This is a genomic window from Chryseobacterium sp. A301 (assembly GCF_054489425.1).
This window is the reverse complement of record NZ_JBTMWY010000002.1, coordinates 202,827-224,512: the sequence shown is the minus strand read 5'-3', so window position 1 is coordinate 224,512 and position 21,686 is coordinate 202,827. Positions and strand designations below refer to the sequence as shown.

10 protein-coding genes are annotated in these 21,686 nt (G+C 43.7%); 4 read left to right on the top strand and 6 right to left on the bottom strand.

What is annotated here, in order from left to right; all coding sequences use genetic code 11:
- Positions 1 to 97: 97 nt before the first annotated feature.
- On the bottom strand, positions 98 to 4,729 hold the full coding sequence (gene dnaE / locus ACX3PU_RS04315) for a DNA polymerase III subunit alpha (RefSeq protein ID WP_459083687.1): 4,632 nt from the start codon (positions 4,727 to 4,729) through the stop codon (positions 98 to 100).
- 239 nt (positions 4,730 to 4,968) lie between these two features.
- Between dnaE and ACX3PU_RS04310 the strand changes: the two genes are divergently transcribed.
- On the top strand, positions 4,969 to 7,044 hold the full coding sequence (locus ACX3PU_RS04310) for an alpha-ketoacid dehydrogenase subunit alpha/beta (protein ID WP_459083686.1): 2,076 nt from the start codon (positions 4,969 to 4,971) through the stop codon (positions 7,042 to 7,044).
- A 120-nt stretch (positions 7,045 to 7,164) separates the two neighbouring features.
- On the opposite strand, the gene ACX3PU_RS04305 is transcribed toward ACX3PU_RS04310, so the two are convergent.
- From ACX3PU_RS04305 to ACX3PU_RS04285, 5 genes are all read right to left on the bottom strand, one after another.
- Positions 7,165 to 8,985 carry a hypothetical protein gene (locus ACX3PU_RS04305; RefSeq protein WP_459083685.1) on the bottom strand — a complete coding sequence of 607 codons (1,821 nt, stop codon included), beginning with the start codon at positions 8,983 to 8,985 and terminating at the stop codon, positions 7,165 to 7,167.
- A gap of 241 nt (positions 8,986 to 9,226) precedes the next feature.
- Positions 9,227 to 10,813, bottom strand: coding sequence for a calcineurin-like phosphoesterase C-terminal domain-containing protein (locus ACX3PU_RS04300; RefSeq protein WP_459083684.1), 1,587 nt, complete (start codon positions 10,811 to 10,813; stop codon positions 9,227 to 9,229).
- On the bottom strand, positions 10,810 to 11,556 hold the full coding sequence (locus ACX3PU_RS04295) for a glycerophosphodiester phosphodiesterase family protein (RefSeq protein ID WP_459083683.1): 747 nt from the start codon (positions 11,554 to 11,556) through the stop codon (positions 10,810 to 10,812). Before ACX3PU_RS04295 ends, ACX3PU_RS04300 begins: the two co-directional genes overlap by 4 nt.
- A 2-nt stretch (positions 11,557 to 11,558) precedes the next feature.
- Entirely contained in the window at positions 11,559 to 13,013 is a 1,455-nt protein-coding gene (locus tag ACX3PU_RS04290) for a SusD/RagB family nutrient-binding outer membrane lipoprotein (protein ID WP_459083682.1), read from the bottom strand.
- 15 nt (positions 13,014 to 13,028) lie between these two features.
- On the bottom strand, positions 13,029 to 16,010 hold the full coding sequence (locus ACX3PU_RS04285; protein WP_459083681.1) for a SusC/RagA family TonB-linked outer membrane protein: 2,982 nt from the start codon (positions 16,008 to 16,010) through the stop codon (positions 13,029 to 13,031).
- A gap of 438 nt (positions 16,011 to 16,448) precedes the next feature.
- Here ACX3PU_RS04285 and ligA point away from each other — a divergent pair, with 438 nt between their 5' ends.
- The 3 genes from ligA (at position 16,449) to ACX3PU_RS04270 (ending at position 21,541) form a co-directional block, all read left to right on the top strand.
- Positions 16,449 to 18,470 (top strand): NAD-dependent DNA ligase LigA, encoded by a 2,022-nt coding sequence (ligA, locus tag ACX3PU_RS04280; RefSeq protein WP_459083680.1) that lies wholly within the window; start codon positions 16,449 to 16,451, stop codon positions 18,468 to 18,470.
- A 95-nt stretch (positions 18,471 to 18,565) separates the two neighbouring features.
- Positions 18,566 to 20,707 (top strand): S46 family peptidase, encoded by a 2,142-nt coding sequence (locus ACX3PU_RS04275; protein WP_459083679.1) that lies wholly within the window; start codon positions 18,566 to 18,568, stop codon positions 20,705 to 20,707.
- 159 nt (positions 20,708 to 20,866) lie between these two features.
- Positions 20,867 to 21,541: a YceI family protein gene (locus ACX3PU_RS04270; protein WP_459083678.1), complete on the top strand. Its 675-nt coding sequence runs from the start codon at positions 20,867 to 20,869 to the stop codon at positions 21,539 to 21,541.
- The last annotated feature ends 145 nt before the right edge of the window (positions 21,542 to 21,686 follow it).

Genomic DNA, 21,686 nt, shown 5'->3' with positions numbered 1-21,686 from the left:
TCATCCCTCTTTTCCGATGCCTGTTTTCACTGCTATCGCCCATGCAAAAATACTTCCTTTCAAAAAGGAAGTATTTTAAAAATGCATGAACGTAAGGTTAATTTAAGTAAAACGAATAGCGATTGTCTCCTTTTAAACTAGAAAGGAGCGTTGGATTTACCTCGATTTGCGCTTTTAAAGAAGGCAGTTCCATATGGGACTGATCTCGCGAGTCTTTGAAATAGAAATTCAACTTTTGGTCGCCTGGAAACTCGGCTAGAACCCGTTTCAAGAATTCAAAATCTTCCCTTCGTACATGAACTACATCCAGCACAAGGGAAAGACTTCTTGCAAACTTTTCAAACGCTTCCTTCAAATCAAAAACTTCGGAAACGTTGACAAAAACGCGTGAGTCTTTTGCGATGGAGTACTTGATTTTTAAGATGACGAAGCGTTGCAAATCGAGCCGGTCTCGAAGTCGGAGATAATCTCGGTCACCCAATCGGAACGAATAACTACCGCTATAGTCTTCTAAGGTTAGGAACGCAATTTTTTCTCCGCTGTTTCTCGCATCGCGCACGGTGTATTCCGTAATAAGTCCAGAGACCATGTATTCTTTTGCATTCTCCCGAAATCTTTGCTTCTCTTTGTAGTCTTTGATTTCTTCATAGAGTCGGATTTGTTCCGGTCCATACTGCTGGTCGCGGAACGGATCAATCTGATCCAAGTTCAAAAATCCAAGGGCGCCCCTGGGTTCAATAACCGTTTGTTCCAGTCCCACCATAGCATCCATATCGTCTGCTTCTAGGTCTAAATCTATACCCTCCTCAAGGACTATATCCGCATCCATCGACACGAGAGGTGCTTTTTCAAGTTCTGCCTGCTCACTTGGATCCTGCAAAACGCTTTGTTTTGAGAGTTGTCCTTGCAAGAATTCAAATTGAAACTTGAATTCATCTAAAGGGTGTGAAGACAAGTAGAACCCAATAATTTCTTTTTCTTTGTTTAGCTTGTGCATGCTCTGCCATTCGGGCGCCGGTAAAATCTTTGGCGTTTCGATTTGTACCTCGTCCGCAAAATCAGCAAAGAGTGAATTTTGAATTTCATTCTTGCCCTCTTGAAAACTCTGTCCGTATCGAAGAAGCCTCTCAAGGGTGGTTTTGCCCATCGTATCGATTTCAAAATACTGCGCTCTATGGTAAGAGTCTAGTTCGTCAAAGGCGCCTGCAATCACCAAACTTTCCGCTACCCTTTTGTTCATTTCTCGAGACGGAATGCGTTCAAAAAAATCATAGACCGTTTCAAAGCGACCTGCTTCCCTAGCCTGAACAATGGCCTCACTTGGCCCTTCTCCAATTCCTTTAATGGCTCCTAAGCCAAAACGGATTTGCCCTTTGTCATTGACCGCAAACTCGTAATGGGATTCGTTCACATCGGGTCCAAGTACATCGACACCAATGCTACGGCAGTCCTCCATGAAAAGAGTAATCTGCTTCGTGTTATTTAAATTGTGGGTCATGACACTTGCCATGTACTCCGCAGGATAGTTCGCTTTTAGATAAGCCGTATGGTAGGCAATAAGTGCGTAACAAGTCGAGTGGGATTTGTTAAAGGCATACTCGGCAAAGGCCTCCCAGTCTTTCCATATTTTATTGAGGGCTTTTTCGTCGTGTCCTTTCTCTTTTCCTCCTTCCATGAATTTAGGATAGAGTTCATCGAGAACGCTTTTTAGCTTCTTCCCCATGGCCTTTCTAAGGGTATCTGCCTCCCCTTTCGTAAAGCCTGCAAGCTTTTGAGAAAGGAGCATTACCTGTTCCTGGTAAACGGTAATTCCATAGGTTTCCTTTAGGTATTCTTCCGCCTCAGGAAGGTCGTATACGATTTCTTCTTCTCCATGTTTTCGGTTAATGAAACTTGGAATGTATTTAATAGGACCTGGACGATACAGAGCGTTCATCGCAATTAAATCCGCAAAAACGGTCGGTTTTAGCTCCCGCATGTATTTTTGCATTCCCGGACTCTCGTACTGGAAAATCCCTACCGTGTGTCCTTTTTGGAAGAGTTCATACGTTTTGGTATCGTCAAGTGGAAGGGTATCTATGTCGATATCCACCCCGTGGTTCTTTTTAATTAATTTAAGAGCATCCTTCAGTATCGTCAAGGTACGAAGTCCTAAAAAGTCCATCTTGAGAAGTCCCGCATTCTCCGCCACCGAGTTGTCAAACTGAGAAACTAAGATTTCAGAGTCTTTCGCCGCAATGGAAATAGGGACTAAATTGGAGATGTCTTCGGGCGTAATGATGACCCCGCAAGCATGAATCCCTGTATTTCGAATGGCTCCTTCTAATTTCTGAGCCGCGGAAAGCACGGCATGACGGGGATCTTTCGAGTCCCCTAGGATTCTCTTCATTTCATCGACAAGCATTTGATCCTCTGGGGGCAGTTTGTCGTATTTCGCAAAGGCTTTTTGAAAGTTCATCCCCGGAGAGGGAGGAATTAATTTGGCGAGTTCGTTGGTTTCTCCAATAGAGAATTCAAGGACCCTACCTGCGTCTTTAATCGCGGATTTCCCTCCTAAAACAGAATACGTGATAATTTGAGCTACATTGGTTTTCCCATACTTTTCAATCACCCACTTAATAATTCGGTCTCTTCCTTCGTCATCAAAGTCAATGTCAATATCGGGCATGGACACCCTTTCTGGATTCAAAAATCGCTCAAATAGCAAATCGTATTTAATCGGATCCACATTGGTAATCCCCGTGCAGTATGCCACGGCAGAACCGGCTGCCGATCCCCTACCCGGTCCAACCCATACGCCCATCTTTCTGGCTTCGTTACAAAAGTCTTGCACAATTAAGAAGTATCCAGGATACCCCGTATTGGCAATTACCTCCAGTTCAAAATCCAAACGCTCCTGAATCTCAGGCGTAATTTCCTTATAACGCGCTTTGGCTCCTTCAATCGTAAGGTGTCGGAGATACGCATTCTCTCCTCGTTTCCCTCCGTCCTCTAAATCCAGTGGACTTCGAAATTCTTCTGGAATCGCAAATTCGGGAAGAAGCACATCGCGCTTCAAACTATAAGGTTCAAATTTTTTGACCAGATCCTCGTACGCGGAGAACGCGGTGGGAAACTGGGCAAAGGATTTCTTTAACTCCTGTCTGTTTTTAAGGTAGTACTCTTTGGAAGGAAGCGCTTTTCGTTTCCCAAAGCCTCGTCCGACCTCCGTACTTAACTTCTCTCCGTCTTTTATACAGCTAAGGATTTCTTGAATCTTCGCGTCCGTAGCCTCAGAATAATAGGTTTCGTTTTGAGCAAGTAGCGGAATCGAATGCTTTTCGCTCAATTCCACCAAAACAGAATTTACGTGGTTCTCTTCTTGCACTCCATGGCTTTGAATTTGAAGATAGAAATCCTCACCAAAGGTTTCCTTCCACCACAGGGTGAGCTCCTCCCCTTTCTGCGTCCCTAGTTCCAAAATGGTTTGAGGGATGTCGCCCTGAAGGCCAGCCGAAAGGGCAATTAAGTCCTCCTTATATTCTTTTACCATCTGTCTTGAGATTCGAGGAACCCCAAAATAAAAACCATTCACATAGCCAAGGGAAGAGAGTTTTACTAAATTCTTATACCCGTTCCTATTCTTCGCAAGCAAAACTACGCGCGATCGTTTGTCGGGATTGTCTTTGGTAAACTGCTTTTGCTCCGGTCGGTCCGACAAATAGAACTCACACCCAATGATTCCTACAATGGGCTTCTTTGGGGGCACTTCGTTCCACTCTTCTCCTTTCTCTTTTGCCTCCTTTTCTCTTTCCGTATAAGCTCTGTACTCTTTTTCAAGAGCACTGTTTCTATTTTGAAGTTCCGCATTGAATTTAAAGGCGCCCATCATGTTGCCAAGATCCACGAGACCTACCGCGGGAAACTCATTTTCAAAGGCCTCGTCAATTAAGTCCGTAAGGCTACTTGAGCCTTGTAAAGAAGAGTATATACTATGGTTATGAAAATTGAAATAAGATCCGAGTTCGATCTCTACCGTAGGTTTTTTCGTCTTGTCGACTGTAGGAGACTCAATACCCGGCTGCTTTTTGACCACAATCTCAAAGGACTGAATTTGCGTAGGATTTTTCGCTTTAAAAGAAGTGTATTGCTGCTCAGAAATCCCTACGCTTGCTAGTGGCACCGCGTTTAAACGCAAAAGCTCGAAAAAGGCTCTGGCCGTCGCATTTACGTCCGCCGCCGAGTTGTGCGCCTGATCAAAATCCTCTTGAAAGAGAATCTGGTAAAGCTCTCCAAGTCTAGGAGGTTTGTAGCCTGCACGTCCCCAAGAGAGTTTACAAAAGTCGGTTCCAAAGTGCATGGTATCGGCTACTTGCAATTCTTCAATTTCAAAGGGAAGGGTTTTTCTAAAAAACTCGGAGCCTAAAACCCCAAGGTCAAACTCTAAATTATGCCCTACCATGACCTTAGTCCTAGATAAGACTTCCTTAAATTCGAGCAGTATTTCTTTTAAATCCTGTCCTTCTTTTTGTGCAATTTCGGTGGTGATTTTATGCACCTCCGCTGCTTTGTAGGGAATATCGAATCCCTCCGGACGAATGATATAGTCTTTGTTTTCAATTAGCGTACCGTCTGTATCGTGCAACTGCCAACTGATCTGCACCATGCGCGGCCAGTTCTCCGTGTCACTGTAGGGCGCTTGCATGCTTTTCGCAAGCCCGGTGGTTTCTGTATCAAATACTAAATACATTTTGCTAACTATTTTTGGTAAAATTAGAGCCTTTTTTTCTGAGATTCAAATTGTATATAAACTTCTTTTATTTTCGCTGCTCACCTGCCCTTTTGGGGAAAGGAATATTTCTCTTCTGATTGGAATTTTCAAGTGAAATTCCCGTCTCTAGACGCGCGACGCTCTAAAAGCCATGCGTTTAGTACAGCCAGTAGCAGAGAGCATTTCAATATACGACAAAAGTATTATATTTAACTCCTATGAAAACCAAGACTTCCGCTCCTATTTCAAAACAGATTCTTTTAAAAGCGTACGAACATATGATGATGGCTAAATCCATGGCCGATCATTACGAGGAGAACAGAGCCCTCTGTCCCTATGTGCATTCTACGTCTCGAGGCCATGAGGCAGTGCAGCTCGCGACCGCTTATCTTCTTACCAAAGACGATTGGGTTTCTCCTTACTACCGAGACGAGAGCCTTTTGTTAGGGATGGGATTTACTCCCTACGAGCTCATGCTTCAATTACTCGCTAAAAAGGACGATCCTTTTTCTGGAGGAAGATCTTACTATTCTCATCCTTCGAGCCGGGACAAGGAAATGCCTAAAATGATTCATCAAAGTTCTGCCACAGGCATGCAGGCGATTCCCACCACAGGAGTTGCGCAAGGACTTAAGTACATAAAAACCCAGAAGCTAAAAGCCTTTGAGAAAGATCCCATCGTCGTTTGCTCTCTAGGGGACAATTCAGTCACTGAAGGAGAAGTCTCCGAGGCCTTTCAATTCGCTGCTTTGCACCAACTTCCCATTTTGTTTTTAGTTCAGGATAACGATTGGGGTATCTCCGTCACGGGCAAAGAAGCCCGCACTGCAGATGCCTATGAATTCACAAGTGGATTTACCGGTCTTGAGCGCTTACGCATTGATGGAACTAATTTCGTAGAGGCCTATCAGGGCATGGAAAAAGCATTTTCCATTGTGCGTGATCAGCATAAACCCGTCGTGGTTTGCGCAAAAACGGTTCTTATTGGCCACCATACTTCGGGCGTAAGACGAGAGTTTTACCGGGATGAAGAGGACCTTTCAGAGCACCGAAAAAAGGATCCAGGCGTTTTGCTAAGAAACGATCTTCTAGAATACGGCATCTTAGAGTCTACTTTACAGGGAATCGAGCAAGAGGCAAAAAAAGAAACGAAACTTAGTTTTGAAAAAGCTCTCCAAGCGCCAGATCCAGACCCAGAAAGCGTGATGGACCATGTCTTTGCCCCCACGCCCATTTTGGAAGAAAAAGGAATAAGAGTTCCCGAAGGAACCAAGGAAAAGATTGTCATGGTGGATGCGGCGATTCATGCCATCCAAGAAATCATGTACGCTCATCCGGAAGCCTTACTCTATGGACAGGACGTAGGCAAACGAATTGGTGGAGTCTTTAGAGAAGCCGTGACCTTAGGAAATAAATTTGGAGACGAGCGCGTTTTCAACACCGCCATTCAAGAGGCCTATATTATAGGCTCCACGGTAGGAATGAGCGCCGTGGGACTAAAACCGATTGTGGAAGTCCAATTTGCAGACTACCTTTACCCAGGTCTTAATCAGCTCATCACGGAAATTTCAAAATCTTCTTATCTCTCGATGGGTAAATTTCCTATCTCTACACTCATCCGTGTCCCTATCGGCGCGTACGGAGGAGGAGGCCCCTACCACAGTGGAAGCATTGAAAGCATTTTAGCCACCATCAAAGGAATCAAGATTGCCTACCCTAGCAACGCGGCCGATTTTAAAGGACTCCTAAAGGCTGCATTTTACGACCCTAACCCGGTTCTCATGCTAGAGCACAAAGGACTTTACTGGTCTAAAGTTCCAGGAACAGAAGAAGCAAAAACCATTGAACCTGATTCCGACTACATTTTGCCCTTTGGAAAGGCGAACCAGATTCTTTTGGCAGACCAAGAGCAAATCGATAAAGGACGCACCCTTGTGGTAGTCACCTACGGAATGGGCGTATATTGGGCCAAGCAAGCGGCAAAAGCCTTTGAAAATCGGATTGAAATCATTGATCTTCGAACGCTTGTTCCCTTAGACGAAGACCTTGTATTTGAAAGAGTTTCTGTTCACGGAAAATGCCTTGTACTCACGGAGGAGGCAGTGACCAATTCCTTTGCTCAGGCCTTTAGTAGTCGAATCGCCCACCACTGTTTCTTCCAACTGGATTTGCCCGTGGAAACCTTAGGAGCAAAAGACACTCCCGCGGTTCCTATCAATGTCGTACTCGAAAAGGAAATGCTCCCTACGGCCGAAAAAGTAGAATCAAAAATAAGAGAAATGCTTTCTCGTTAAGTGCATCGACAAGGTATGGAAAGTCGGCTGTTGCCGTATTTTTACAAAAAAAATCCTAATTTTTAGTCCTGTTTTAAGGGGTAAAAATTAGGATTTTTAGGATTCTAGTAGGCTCTTGCTTTAAGATTCTACAGGAGCCGTTTTGGTAAAGCGGATCGATTCGATTTGCGCTTTACTCTGTTCTAATTCCACAAAGAGTTTCTTTTTAAGGGAAGAGAAATAAGGGGTCTTTTCAAACAAAGATTTGTAGTAGTCGATTCCACTAAGAAGATTCTCTTTGAAAGCCTTCCATTTCTTTTCAAGGGCAGGACTCACTACTTTCGTTTTCTCAATTTCGGATCGGAAATACTTTAAGTACTCGTCCAATTCTTTTATAAAGACATGGGGTCTGTTCTCATGGTTTTCCACAGAAGGACCTCCATAAATATGACGCATCATTTCCTTCAAACTAACTTCTTTCGAAAAATAAGCGATGTTCGGTCCAGGACAAACCACAACCCCTTGCTTTTGACCTTTTACGGGAATCCCTAATTCCAACTGAGCAGAATTTGCGAGCCCTACACAGAGGCAGGCTTTCTCAGTAATGCTTACTCTTTCTTCCTGGTACTCCCTCACATCCAATTGCGCTTTTTTCTCCTCCAATTCCTCTAGTCGGCGGTCTTGGTATTTTTTAGAGGCCGTGCAAATTCCCTCGGTTTCTCCATAGGCTTTACTCAAGGCTAAGTATTTTTTCGGGCAAGAGCTTCCCGCTTTATTCTCCTGAATTCTTTTGTTCTTAAAATACTCATTGCTCGTGCCTCGAATTGTATTAAAGGGAACCCCTAAAGGAGAAATGTCACTTAAGTACAAATCCTCTTCTTTCGCTTTTGCAAGAAGTTCGCGCGTTTCTTTATCCACTGAGGTCGCCTCGGGAACTAAAAGAAAGGGAGATCCCCAACCCACACTATCGACCTGGTAATGATCTCTTAAAAAAGCGTGCTCAGTGCCGGTTCCAACTCCCCCTTGCACCGTAATGGCAAGAGAAGGCAAAACCGTAGGAACGGTCTTCCCTTTTTGTTCTAAGGCAGGGGCCAAAAGAGCAAAGGCAGATTCGATAAGTTCCCTTTTCTTGGATCTGAATTCTTCAAGAATAGGTCCCATGAGAAGTCCTTGCGTGGCAAAGGCGTGCCCTCCACAGTTGAGTCCCGATTCAATTCGGTATTCAGAAACCCAAAGCCCTTTCTTGGCTAAGAATTGCCCTTGCACCATAGCAGAGCGAAAATCACTCACTTTAAGCACAATCTTCTTCTGGAAATCTCCCTCGAGATTTGGATAAAACACGTCAAAATTCTCCATATAACTGTAGAGACGTGGATTCATTCCTGCGGAAAAAATCACAGAACTACGCGTGGTGCTAAGGGCAAAGCCGCGAAGAGCGGCATGCGCATCGTTATACTCTCCACTCAAAGGTTCAGAATCCTTAAAATTGTCTTTATCCACCTTGGTCATGATATTCACATCGATTGAACCTGGATACAAGTATCTATTTAAGATCTCTTTTAGACCTTGAAAATCCAGCTTTTTCTCGTGGATCACCTCCTCAAGTTTCGATTTTAAAGTCGAACTGCTTGGAAGAGTTTGCAAGAAGGACTCAAGCTCTTTCTGATTCGAGGCTAAATCTTCTTTAAAATGTTCGAATTTAGTGGCAATATGCTGATCTAAAAAATTCAAATACGACGTAATTCGTTTGGCTCTATAATCCTCGATTTTCGTAGAAATCGACTCGTAAGGCTGCTTAAATTTTTCACTGTAAAAGCCTCGAACCTTCTCAATTAAATCGTCGTCCATAATGGATATTACAGAATCTATTCCGTACTGCGCCACGCGAAGCGGACTGTCAATGGTAAAGGCAAGGCCCATAACGGGTATGTGAAAATGATGTGTTTTCGAAATCGCTGTCATAAAATGTAAATAGAGTTCGGTTTGTATTAATTTTTAAACGCATAAAGATACTTGTTTCTGCGTACCTGATTTGTATGGCAAACATAACATTTATCATGCGTACCGATTGCATCCTAGATAAGCCCCTTGCCTCCTTTTATCTAGAACGACAGCCTCTAGTCTATTCCAAACCGAAAAGAAACAAAAAAAGCCTCCAGAACACAAACGCATTCTGAAGGCCGAAAATTAAAAAATTGAAAATTTAAGGTACTAGCTTAATCTCATCGACCTTAAAGGTGGTCTTCTCCGTAGCGGTTTTCCCATAACGGTCTGTCGCTCTCACTTCAAAACTGTGCGTTCCCACGCTTAGACCTTTTGGAACTCCAATGCTCCAAAGGTGGTTGGAAGGCTCGGGATTGGAAGGTCTTCTTCCCTCTTCAAGTTCAGACCTTTCATCCCACTTAAAAGTAGTCAGCATAAAGGAAGGATCTATTTCTTTCGTGAAGTTCATCGGTTTCCACTCCCCTCCGTCAATGCTATATTCTACCTTATCCAAGGCCGATCCTGTAAAGAAATTAGCATAGAATTTTGCGGAACTTCTTGTTTTCGTAACCACTTTCGGGGCATGAAGTTTAATGAGGAAGGATTCAGGATGCCCTGCCGCCTTGTACTGAACTTCGTATTTGTTGTCTTTAATGGTGAGGTAGGAATACCCGCGGTACGTTCCGTCTCTCATGATGGACATCGGAACTCCTATTGAATCCACCGTTCCGGAATACCAATCCCCTGAGGTGGTTCCCATGTTAATCTCATGAAGCATTCCTTCTCCATCCCAGCCCTCTTCCTTACCGTAGTAGATCTGAGTTTGTTTGTGGGTGTGAGCAGACATTAAAAGCACATTCTTGAAAGGCTTTAGAGCTTTAAAGATTCTTTCTCTGTCTGACAATCTAAAATGCTCGTCTCCTGCTCTCTCCGCCTTCATTTGAATGTGGTAAGAAACCACAATCAGAGTATTTGGATCCACGTGTTTTAGATCGTTTTCAAAAAACTGCAATTGCTCCTCTCTTAGTCCTCCCCAGTACCCTTTTTGGTCTCTTGGATCCGGATAAAGAATATTGTCTAAAATAACAAAATGGGCATTTGCGTAGTTGAAGGCATAATTGGCAGGACCAAAATTTTTCTCAAAGGTTTCGTCGGCTTTTGTATCGTCTGACGCCTCGTAATTCATATCGTGATTGCCCATGACATTGTACCAAGGCAGTTCGAGCTCCTTTACCGCGTCAATATAAGGTTGATGGAGAGAAAGATCGTCTCCTACTAAATCGCCTAAAGTGATCCCAAAACGAGCATTCTTTTTCGCTCCTTTCACCTCGTCAATAATCCCTCGTCTGAAGTAGTCCACTTCTTTCAGATTGTAAGGCTGAGGATCTCCAAAAACCAAAACAGTAAACTCTTTCTCTTCCTCCGATTTATAAAGCGGAAAATCGACTGATTTTGGAAGCTTTCCTGTCGGGCTCACCCCCGCATACTTAAAGTTTGTTGGGGAACCCTCAGGTTTGAAATGGTAGTAAAATTTAGGAAGTTGATCCTTTCCTACTTTGGTTTGAAACCCGGAGGGTTTAATTACAAAAAGGGTATTGTCGCCGGTCAGCGGAAGGGAATAACGACCCGTCGCATCGGTTACACTAACGTGTTGCCCGTTGGAGACAGAAACCCCTTCAATCCCTTTTTCCTTGCGGTCTTTCCGCTCGTTTCCGTTCGCATCCTCAAACACATATCCCGATACGGAACTCTGTGCGATAACGGCGGTGCCTAGAAGCAGCAGGGGTAAAATAAAACTTGTTTTCATGGGTTTGATAAAATTAATTGTTCTGGAATGTCACTTGTCACAAGATCGATCCCCATGGATTTTAATTGAGTGAAGACAGAAAGGGAGTTCACGGTCCAGGAATTGGTGCTAAGCCCTAAAGCTTTGGCCTCCGCCACCCAAGTGGGGTTGGCTAAAAGCACCGCGTACGGATAGTCAAAACCGTCAATCCCTTCTTCTTTTAGCGCCTTAGGCGAAAGATCTCCTTTTAGATACTGAACCTCAACGGATGGGTCTAGTTCCTTTAGCGCTTTGCAAATGCCAAGAGAGAAAGAGATGTACTCGCTTTGCCCAGCCACGCCTACTTTATTTACCTCCGCGAGAACCTCTTGAGCTACGATTTTCTCTAGCATAGAATCTGCAGTCGGTTTGATTTCAACCACAAGTCTTACCTTGGGATCCTTCTTCCCTACTTTTAGATACTGCCTAAGTGTAGGAAGCTTTTCCCCATTGCTTAACCTCAGATTCTTAAGGTCTTTGTACAAAGTTTTTGAAATTTCATGACCCTGAATGTCCGCATCGTGGTTAATGACAAGGACTCCGTCCAAAGTTCTTTGCACATCAAATTCAGATCCGTACACGTTTAGCGACTGAGCCGCTTTCAGCGAGGAGATGGAATTCTGCGAGGTTTCGCTTGCTTTCCAATGGCCGCGGTGCGCTACAATTCCGGTTTGCGCCTGGCACCAGCCGGCCATTAGAAGAAAGCTGATAATGTATTTTTTCATTCTTAAGGTTTGTTCCACCACATTAAGGTGTTAATATCGTCTCCGCCCATGCTCTGAACGGCCGCCTGATAGTTTGCCGGGTTCATGACTTTTGGATTGGTTGGGTACATTAAACGCTGGGGCATCTTCCCTCCGTTGAGTAGACCTCCATTGTTTGGTAGTGTTGGGAAACCCGTTCTACGGTGTTCAAACCACTGCTGATGGTCCACAAAGAAAAGTGCGATGTACTTCTGGGTCATAATCTGCTCTAAAGTTCCGTTATAAGCCACTACAGGATTGTCAAAATAACCTTCAGGAACCTCAGCATTCCATTGCTGTAAGGCCGAGCTTACACCCTTTTCATAGTAGGCTTTCGCATCTCCCGAAATAATATTCTTAAGAGCAAGTTCACTTAGGGTGAATTGAAGCTCACTGTAAGGATACACCAGCACTTTCAAAGGAGCTTTGGCAAGATTCTGATTCATATTGGACGGTTGGTAGTCTAAGGCCGTCCCTGGCGCATAACCCGAGGGAGCTCCTTTAAATCCAATCACCGTATTGTCACTAAGCTTTCTAGCCGATGTGAAAAACTGAGAAAGTCTTGGGTCACCGTTTTTCTCTAAGGTCTCCACAAAAAATTCTCCCGCTGCACGGTACGAAGTAAAGTCTTGAGGTCTTGGAATCGGGGGCATAAAAGGAGAAACTCCAGAAAGTAACATGGCAGCAGAATCGTCATTCGATTCAAAAAGTGGATAGTCTGCCGGATTGTTTACAATCGTACGGATACGCTCATTCACATTAAGTTCCCCGTTTCTTTTCTGAATTCTATTGAGAAGTCGAATCGAAAGCGAGTTTCCGAATTTCTTCCATTTAAGCACGCCTGCTGCAGACTGCTCGCCGTGGTAGAAGAGGTCTAGTTCCCCTAGGGATTTGCTCGTATCAAAAAGAAGGTTCGCCTCTTTCAAATCGTCTAAAAGAGCGACATAAATGTCTTTCTGAGAATCAAACTTAGGGGTCATGATTCCCTCTTCCAAACGAAGTGCTTCTGAAAAGGGAACATCTCCAAAGGTATCGGTTAGGTTGGAATACATCCACGCCTGAAGTACCTTGGCAATGGCTACATAGTTTGCATTGTTTTCAGCCGCTGCAAAAGATTCCATCTCTTTTGCCTGCTTAAGCCATTTGTAACTTGTGTTCCAATACCCACCACCAGAATTTTCTGTGAAATAGTAGCGACTTGGTGTATTTCCTTCGTTTGGAAAAGGAAGCGCTACTTGCATAAGTTGGAAGGTAAAGTCATCCGCACGGTTGTACCCGTAAGAGGCCATTTCGTATTGGAGTGGCGCTAGAAAACTTCCCGCCGTTGGGTTAATAATTTTACTCGTGTCGGTATTAATCTCGTCCATGTTTCTATCGCAGCTGCTTAGAAAGGCGAAAGAGAGAAGAACGAAACTTAATTTGATTGCTGTATTTTTCATTGTTGTATTAAAGCTTTAGAATTTTACATTCAATTGAATGCCTACGGTTCTTGAAGAAGGAAGCTGTCCAATTTCAACCCCTGGAGTAATGGTGCTGTTGTCAAGCGCCGCCACTTCCGGATCAAACATTGGGAAATCGGTCCACATCCATAGATTTTTACCGAAAAGAGCGAGTGTTAAATTCTCTACTCCCATCGGCTCGGTGAGCGTTTTAGGAAGCGAGTACGAGATTCGAGCGTCCCGAAGTTTGATAAACGAAGTATCAAACGTGTTGGTCTCGATGTTCGCACGACGGTAGTAATCCCCGTAGTAAGAATTAAGCGTTACTTTCTTCGTATTCGGGCTGTAAGAACCGTCTGCATTTTGCACGACTCCTTCTCCAATGATCATCCCATCCACTGCATCACGGCCTTTCAGGGTATGCATGAGTTTTCCTTGCTCAGACATCTTGTGATGCGTTTGAGAGTATGCATTTCCACCTAACTGTCCATCAAAAGAGAAACTTAGGCTAAAGTTTTTGTATTTGAACTCATTTTGAAGTCCGGCTCTCCATTCTGGAAATGCGTTGGCTACTTTCTCTATGGTGGCTGGTCTTGCGGGAAGTCCATTCTCCCCATAAATCACTTGCCCGTCGGGCGTTCTCATAAGTTTGTACCCATAGAAATCGCCTAGCGATCCTCCTACGACGGCATTAAAATAAAGAACTCCCGCCACAGTCGACATCGTGTACGGCTCCCCATTAAACTCGGGAGGAAGGGAAAGGATTTCGTTTCGGTTTAAGGACCAGTTCGCGTTCACATTCCAAGTGAAATTTTTGTTTCGAATGGGCGTTGCATCGAGGCTCATTTCCACACCCCTGTTGCGAATTTTTCCTCCGTTAATAATTCGGTGAGAATACCCCGATTCATAAAGTGCAGGAATCGAAAGGATTTGATTGTCCGTTAAGTTTTCATAGAGGGTAACACTGTAGTTCAAACGGTTTTTGAAGAAACCAAAATCCATCCCCGCTTCCATGTTTGTATTGTTCTCTGGTTTCAAGTTTGGATTCGGATACACATTAGGCGTCTGAATACTTCCTGGAAAATCACCCACGTTGTAATACTTAGTCAGCTGGTAGGGAGACCCGTCGATTCCCACCTTCGCCCAAGAGGCGCGAAGTTTCCAGAAATTAAACCCAGAACTACGAACATTAAAGATATCAGAAAGAATAAAACTCGTACTTACGGAAGGATAAAAGAAAGAGCGGTTCGATTGGATCAGCGTGGAACTCCAGTCATTTCTTCCGGTTACATCTACGAATACTTTTTGATCGTACCCTAGCGTTAAGAGTCCATAGGCACTGTTTACGCGCTCATCATAAGGCTTTGGAAGCCTTGTGTTCAGCGTAATGGCATTGGATAAACTGTAATCTCCTGCTACCTTTAGACCTTCTGCACGGTAATCGTTCATCAAATATTCGTTGTAACGAATACTTCCTCCCACCGAAGCAGACACGTCCAGTTTACCCAACTGATTCTTGTAAGTAAAAAGCGCATCCGTATTGTATTCTTGGTTTGTGATTAGTTGTTCACGGTAGAATCCTTGACGATAGTTCGCACTGCTGTAAGGTCTTTTCGTGGTTCTTTCTTCATTCAAATAATCCACTCCCGAACGTAGCATAAAGCTAAACTGATCATTCATTTGATAGTCTAAACTTACGTTCGCCCCAATGGAGCGCTTGTCCACTCCGTTTAGCATGTGGTAAGCGATTAGATACGGGTTGTCTATATAAGAGGAGAACGGGTGAATCTGATCTATATTTTCTTGCCCCTTCTTCCACACCGGTTTGTACCAAGCCAAATCCACGTTTGGATTTTGGAAGATCATGAAGTAAGAGATCGATTGGTTGTTGTACCCAGTGGCAGGTAAATTGTCACTTTTGGTTCGGTTAAAGGAAAGCTTTGTGCTTATTTTTAAGCGGTCATTTAGCTTATGTGAAAAGGATCCTGCAAAATTGAAACGGTCAAAACCCGTATTGGGCATCATCCACTCGTTCGATAAATACGTAAGGGAAGTTCTATAGCTTGTCTTCTCATTGGAGTTCTCAATCGAGATGCTATTGGAATAAGTCGATCCCGTTTCCCAGAAATCTTTTACGTTGTTTTTATAAGGTCTCCACAGTTGAGGAGAAAGACTCTGTCCCTCGACCGTAGGATCATATTGGTAATACATTTGCCCGTCAAACTTAGGTCCAAAGGCACTGGAAGTTCCCCCTGTGCTAACTCCGTCTGGAGAGGCGCCGTAGGAATAATAGAAATTTCCGTTTTTATCCTTTGCAAGAGTACCTTGTCCGTATTCGTGTTGGTAATCTGGCCATTTTAGAACGGTATCAAACGAAGCGCTTGAATTCAGAGTCACTCTGATTTTTCCATTCTTTCCTTTTCCGGATTTCGTGGTAATCATTAAAGCACCGTTCGCAGCGCGCGATCCGTAAAGTGCAGCCGCGGAGGCTCCTTTTAGAACCGTTACACTTTCAATGTCGTCTGGATTAATGGAATTAAGACCGTTCCCAAAATCAATGGGAAGGTCTCCACCAGAACCGGCACCGTAAGCAGAAGTTCCCGACCCGGAATTCACTCTCGGTCCGTCACTAAGGGGAATCCCATCCACTACAATAAGCGCATAGTTATTGTCCATGCTCATGGACTTCTCTCCACGAAGCGTGATTCGAGAAGATCCTAAAGGTCCAGCGCCTGTGGTTTGAATTTTCAAACCGGCTACTTTCCCTTCCATGGACTGCGCCCAGTTGTTGTTCTGGGTTTCTTCGAAGGTCTCAGATCCGACAGTTTCCGCCACATACCCAAGAGACTTATCTTGTCTTTTAATCCCAAGAGCGGTCACAACCACTTCTTCGATTTGTTTTTCTTTCACTGTATCGACTCGGCTTTGGGCAGCAATTTCCACAGAAATCGAACCGCTCATTGCGAGGATTAGTAGAGTTACAATTTGTCTTTTCACTTTACATATTTATTAAGTGGCAAAAGTACCCCGCATTGCTCCATAAGGGTGTTACCTCGCCCTTAACGTTTTTTTAACAATTTATCACGTGAAAATGAACCCAATGTTTCGTGTCAGCCTAATCGGCTGAAAAGCCGATCCATAGAAGCGTTAACAAAAGTTAATACCCAAATTTTTCGTTTATGTCTCCCGATTTTGTTATGCAGCGCATCGTATGCAGGAGAAAGTAGATTAATCTTAGAATTAAAGCTCTCTTCCAATAACGAACCTTTTATCGAATCTTCTAAAAAAAGCGAAGAGGACAAAAGGGAATCTGAGCGAAAATCAGTAATATTGCATAGGGCCAAGCGGCCCCAAAACCCATCTTTTGGCAAGTCCAAAAGAATCAAAGTTTAAAAATAGCGTATACTAGGATTTTAACCCTCTTCGATCAAAACCATGTCCGATTCCATTAAAGCCACAATCGAGTCTCTAAGAAAAGAACTGCACGAGTACAATTACAATTACTATATCCTCGATTCGCCTCGAATCTCGGATTTTGAGTTTGATCAAAAACTAAAAACCCTTCAGTCTTTAGAGCTTCAGTATCCTGAGTTTGACGATCCCTCTTCTCCTACCCATCGTGTGGGAGGAAGCATCAACAAATCGTTTCCGACCGTGAGCCATGAATTTCGAATGTATTCCCTGGACAACTCCTATAACGAGAAGGATTTAGAGGATTGGGCAAAGCGAGCAAGCAAAACCCTTGAGGAACCTCTCGAATTTGTGGCAGAATTAAAATACGACGGAGCCTCAATTTCTCTCTATTATGAGAATGGGAAATTAAAATCCGCGACTACGCGTGGGGATGGATTTCAAGGAGATGAAATTACAGCCAATGTAAAAACCATATCGGATATCCCACTCTCGCTAAGAGGGGAGTATCCAGAGCGCTTTTACATTCGCGGTGAAATCTTTCTTGGCAAAGACCAGTTTGCCCGGATTAACTCCCAACGCATAGAGGAAGGACTAGATCCCTTTATGAACCCACGAAACTCAGCCTCAGGAAGTTTAAAGTTGCAAGACAGCTCAGAGGTGCGTAGGCGTCGACTCTCGGCTCTCATGTATCAGATTGTTACTACAGATCCGATTGCAGAGAGTCACTCCGAACTTTTAGAAAAAGCCAATTCTTGGGGCTTTAAAACCTCTTCGCACACGAAAACATGCAAAACCCTTGAGGAGGTTTGGGCGTTCATCTCCTATTGGCAAGAAGAAAAAGACAATCTTCCTTTTGAAATCGACGGGATTGTAATCAAGATCAACAGCCTTTTGCAGCAACAAGAACTAGGTTTCACAGCAAAATCTCCCCGTTGGGCGATTGCTTATAAGTTTCCTTCCACAGCGCAAGAAACGAAATTAGAAAAAGTGACCTACCAAGTAGGCCGCACAGGGGCGGTTACGCCCGTGGCAAATTTAGCTCCCGTCCTATTAAACGGAACGGTTGTAAAAAGAGCCTCCCTTCACAACGAAGACATCATTCGAAAACTGGATCTTCACGAGAAGGACTATGTTTTTGTCGAAAAAGGGGGAGAAATCATACCCAAGATTGTAGGGATCAATCTGGATAAACGATCTACTGACAGTCAGCCCATTCAGTACATCACGCACTGTCCTGAATGCGGCACGCCGCTTGAGAAAATTGAGGACCAAGCAATTCACTACTGTCCAAACGAGCTTCACTGTCCCCCTCAAGTGGTAGGGAAAATGATTCATTATGTCTCGAGAAAGGCGCTCGACATTGAAAATTTAGGAAGCGAAACCATTGAGCAGCTCTACACGGCCAAGCTTATCGAAAACCCAGCAGATTTTTATGTCCTTACAAAGGAAATGCTCCTTCCACTCGAAAGAATGGCGGAGAAATCGGCTCAAAACATTTTAGATGCCATTGAAAAATCCAAAACGGCTCCCTTCGAGAAAGTACTCTTTGGACTCGGTATCAAACATGTGGGAGAAACCGTGGCCAAGAAATTGGCAAGAGAATTCCCTTCTATTGATGCATTAAAAGAGGCCTCTCCAGAGGATCTTTTGCAAGTGGCCGACATCGGAGAAAAGATTGTGCAAAGTTTAGTCGCGTATTTTGAGAATCCAGAGAACCAAAGAATCCTTGAACGACTAAAACTCTATGGAGTGCAGCTTGAGAGCACGGGAGAAGAAAAAACCCAGCTAAGTAGCGCCCTCAAAGATCAATCGTTTCTCTTCACGGGCAAACTCTCCTTATTCTCGAGAGAACAAGCAGAAAAAATGGTTGAGGACCATGGAGGGAAAAATGTCTCTTCCGTGTCAAGTAAACTAAACTATTTGGTAGTCGGCGAGAAAGCGGGAAGCAAACTAAAAAAAGCAATGGATTTAAAAACGGTTCAAATTTTAGACGAGCAGCAATTTCTAGATTTGATTGAACCTAGCGAAAGTGCTACTTCTTAGGCCGTTTCAACCTCAATTTAGAGGCCTCTTTTTTTTCTCATCTCGCTAAATTTTAGTAGTTTTAGCCTTTCAATTATATAAAATAAATCACCATTATGATCAAACGTAATTTTATTCTCTCTGCCCTTTTGATTCCGGCAGCGATGGCATTTGCCCAACAGTACGGGGGCATGTGGATCCCGACCGAAATCAACGAGCAAGAAATGAAAGAAATGGGCATGAAAATCAGTGCAAAAGATATTTTCGACCCAAACAAACCCTCTATTAAAGATGCTGTAGTACAGTTTAACGGAGGCTGTACGGCCGAAATTATTTCTCCACAAGGCCTTTTACTGACCAACCATCACTGTGGATACGGGCAGATTCAAAAGCATTCTAGCGTAGAGCACGATTATTTAGCAGATGGATTTTGGGCTGGAAACATGGGGGAAGAACTCGCTAACCCTGGGGTGACTGTAGACTTCATTAACGACATTAAGGAAGTGACTACTGAGGTGCTTAAAGGCACAGAAAAACTAGAAGGAAAAGCGTTAGAAGCCTTACTTGCCAAGAATACAAAGGCCGTTGAAAGTTCTTTTAAAATTAAGCCTTACCAAAAAGTTTTGGTGAGAGCCGCGTATTACGGAAACAAATACTACGCGTATATTATTGATACCTATAGAGACATTCGTCTTGTAGGGGCACCCCCAAGTTCGATTGGAAAATTTGGATCTGACACAGACAACTGGGTTTTCCCAAGACATACGGGAGATTTCTCTCTCTTTAGGATTTATGCCAATAAAAACAATGAGCCTGCAGAATACAGCGAGGACAACGTTCCTTTTGTACCGAAGCACTTCCTTCCCATTTCACTAAAGGATAAAAAAGAAGGAGACTTCACGTTCGTATTTGGATTCCCAGGTCGTACAACGGAGTATCTTCCTTCCATCGCAGTGGAAAAAATCAGAACGGAGATTGATCCGGCCATGATTGCAGTAAGAGACGTTGCGATCAAAACCTTAGACGCTCAAATGCGCGCAGACCAAGCAACGAAGATTAAGTATGCTTCGAAATTTGCTAGCGTAGCGAATTATTGGAAAAAATGGAGCGGCGAAGTCGAAGGATTAACCAAATCCAATGCAGTAGGAAAAAAACAGGCATACGAACAAACGCTTATTGCGAAAAATCCTGCGATCAAAACCACGATCGATCGATTCAATGTTCTTTACACGGAACAAGCGCCTTACGCTCTCAACCGCGCGTACTATAGCGAAGTCATTCGTAACTCTGAGACGCTAAGCCTAGCCAGTAGCTATCTTCAATACTTAGCTTTAGCAGAAAGTGGCAAGCTCAATGAGCAAACCAAAGCTAATTTCGCAAATAGACTTAGTAGTACGTATAAGAATTACGATGCGGAGTTGGATGCAAAAGTAACGGCAAAAGTGCTTGCTCTTTACGCAAACAACATGGATGCTAAATTTTTACCTTCTGGATTTGCTGCCTTCAAGGATGAAGCCCGCAATTTAGCGACGATCGAGTCTTTTTCTAAAAACTCCATCGTGAGCGGTAGAGCCTCTCTTAACGGCGCAACCGCCTACACGGATCTTGAGAAAGTCCTTTCCGATCCTAAATCGCTTGCGACTGCCCTTGAGAAAGATCCGATGGTAAAACTCTTTGCGACCCTTAGAGACACCTACAGCAAAACGACGCAGAACCAATACACGAAGTACCAAGACGAGATCGATGCACTTCAAAAAACGTACATGGCGCAACAAATGGCCACGGACAAAGACCGTAAATTCTTCCCGGACGCGAACTCTACCCTTCGTGTTACGTACGGAAAAGTAGCCGGTTCTAACCCGAAAGACGCCCTTTACTACGGATATCAAACCCATCTTTCTGGAGTGATGGAAAAATACATTCCAGGAGATTATGAATTTGATGTACCTGAAAAGCTAATCACGCTCTACAACGACAAGAACTACGGACCGTATGCGAATGCGAATGGAGAAGTTCCTGTGAATTTCACAGCGACCAACCATACGACTGGGGGTAACTCCGGAAGTCCAACCTTAGATGCAGAAGGAAACCTAATTGGTCTCAATTTCGACCGTCAATGGGAAGGGACCATGAGTGATATCAACTACGACCCTCGTTTTAGTAGAAACATTATGGTCGATGCGAAGTACATTCTCTTTATTGTAGACAAGTACGCGGATGCCAAATGGCTAATCAACGAAATGAAAATTGTAAAATAGTCCTCGAAAGACTTTATAGCGGAATGCCCTTTGAACGACTGGTTCAAAGGGCATTCTTCATTTTATCTTTATAAAAAATGCACTTTCTTACCATAGGTCAATTTCCCACAGCCTGGCTTGGTGTACATTTGCACTCAAAATAATAAACAATTTATCAAAATGAAAAAATTATCCCTTGTTGCGCTAGTATCCGTTCTAGCCCTTGCATCTTGTAAAGAATCGAAAGCAGACCAAGCTACTACAGGTGAAGCTCAATCCGTAGCCGCACACGCTGAAGACATCTACGCAGTCGCTGCAGACAGCAGTAAAGTAAACTGGACCGCGTACCACGCAGGTGGTCTTAACCCAAGATTTGGAACTACAGAGACCACAGGAACTTTATCTGTACAAGACGGAGAACTTATTTCTGGAAACTTAGTATCCGATATGGGAACTTTAACAACAGATCCAAAAGCAGTTGACTCAAGCATTTCCGACGGAAAAACTTCTGTGGATCTTGACAACCACTTAAAGAGTGCCGATTTCTTCGACATTGAAAAAAACCCAACCGTTACTTTTGACATTACGAAAGTAGAAGCTTTGCCTGCGGAAACAGTAAGCAAAGTAGAAGGAGCCAACAAACTGGTTAGCGGGAACCTTACCATCAAAGGAAAAACAGTGAACGTTAGCTTCCCAGCGAAAGTAGACGTGAGCGATAGCACCGTTTCTTTAACTTCTAAATTCACGATCAACCGTCAAGATTGGGGTCTAACGTACGGAACCGAAGGAGATCCAAAAGATTGGATGATTTCTCAAGAAGTAGATTTAGATCTAAACTTGGTTGCCACGAAATAATCGCAGCGAAAAAAAACTTACTAACCGTCTCAATTTACGAATTGAGACGGTTTTTTTTAGGTTCCCATTCATGCGATCGCACAAGAAAAAAAAGACCCTTGCGAATTGCAAGGGTCCTTTACTTGGGTCTGTTCAAAACCTAAAT

What these genes read in the sequence shown, in the direction of transcription:
- dnaE (WP_459083687.1), bottom strand. Translation starts at nt 4,729, where the DNA reads ATGTATTTAGTATTTGATACAGAAACCACCGGGCTTGCGAAAAGCATG.
- ACX3PU_RS04310 (WP_459083686.1), top strand. Translation starts at nt 4,969, where the DNA reads ATGAAAACCAAGACTTCCGCTCCTATTTCAAAACAGATTCTTTTAAAA.
- ACX3PU_RS04305 (WP_459083685.1), bottom strand. Translation starts at nt 8,985, where the DNA reads ATGACAGCGATTTCGAAAACACATCATTTTCACATACCCGTTATGGGC.
- ACX3PU_RS04300 (WP_459083684.1), bottom strand. Translation starts at nt 10,813, where the DNA reads ATGAAAACAAGTTTTATTTTACCCCTGCTGCTTCTAGGCACCGCCGTT.
- ACX3PU_RS04295 (WP_459083683.1), bottom strand. Translation starts at nt 11,556, where the DNA reads ATGAAAAAATACATTATCAGCTTTCTTCTAATGGCCGGCTGGTGCCAG.
- ACX3PU_RS04290 (WP_459083682.1), bottom strand. Translation starts at nt 13,013, where the DNA reads ATGAAAAATACAGCAATCAAATTAAGTTTCGTTCTTCTCTCTTTCGCC.
- ligA (WP_459083680.1), top strand. Translation starts at nt 16,449, where the DNA reads ATGTCCGATTCCATTAAAGCCACAATCGAGTCTCTAAGAAAAGAACTG.
- ACX3PU_RS04275 (WP_459083679.1), top strand. Translation starts at nt 18,566, where the DNA reads ATGATCAAACGTAATTTTATTCTCTCTGCCCTTTTGATTCCGGCAGCG.
- ACX3PU_RS04270 (WP_459083678.1), top strand. Translation starts at nt 20,867, where the DNA reads ATGAAAAAATTATCCCTTGTTGCGCTAGTATCCGTTCTAGCCCTTGCA.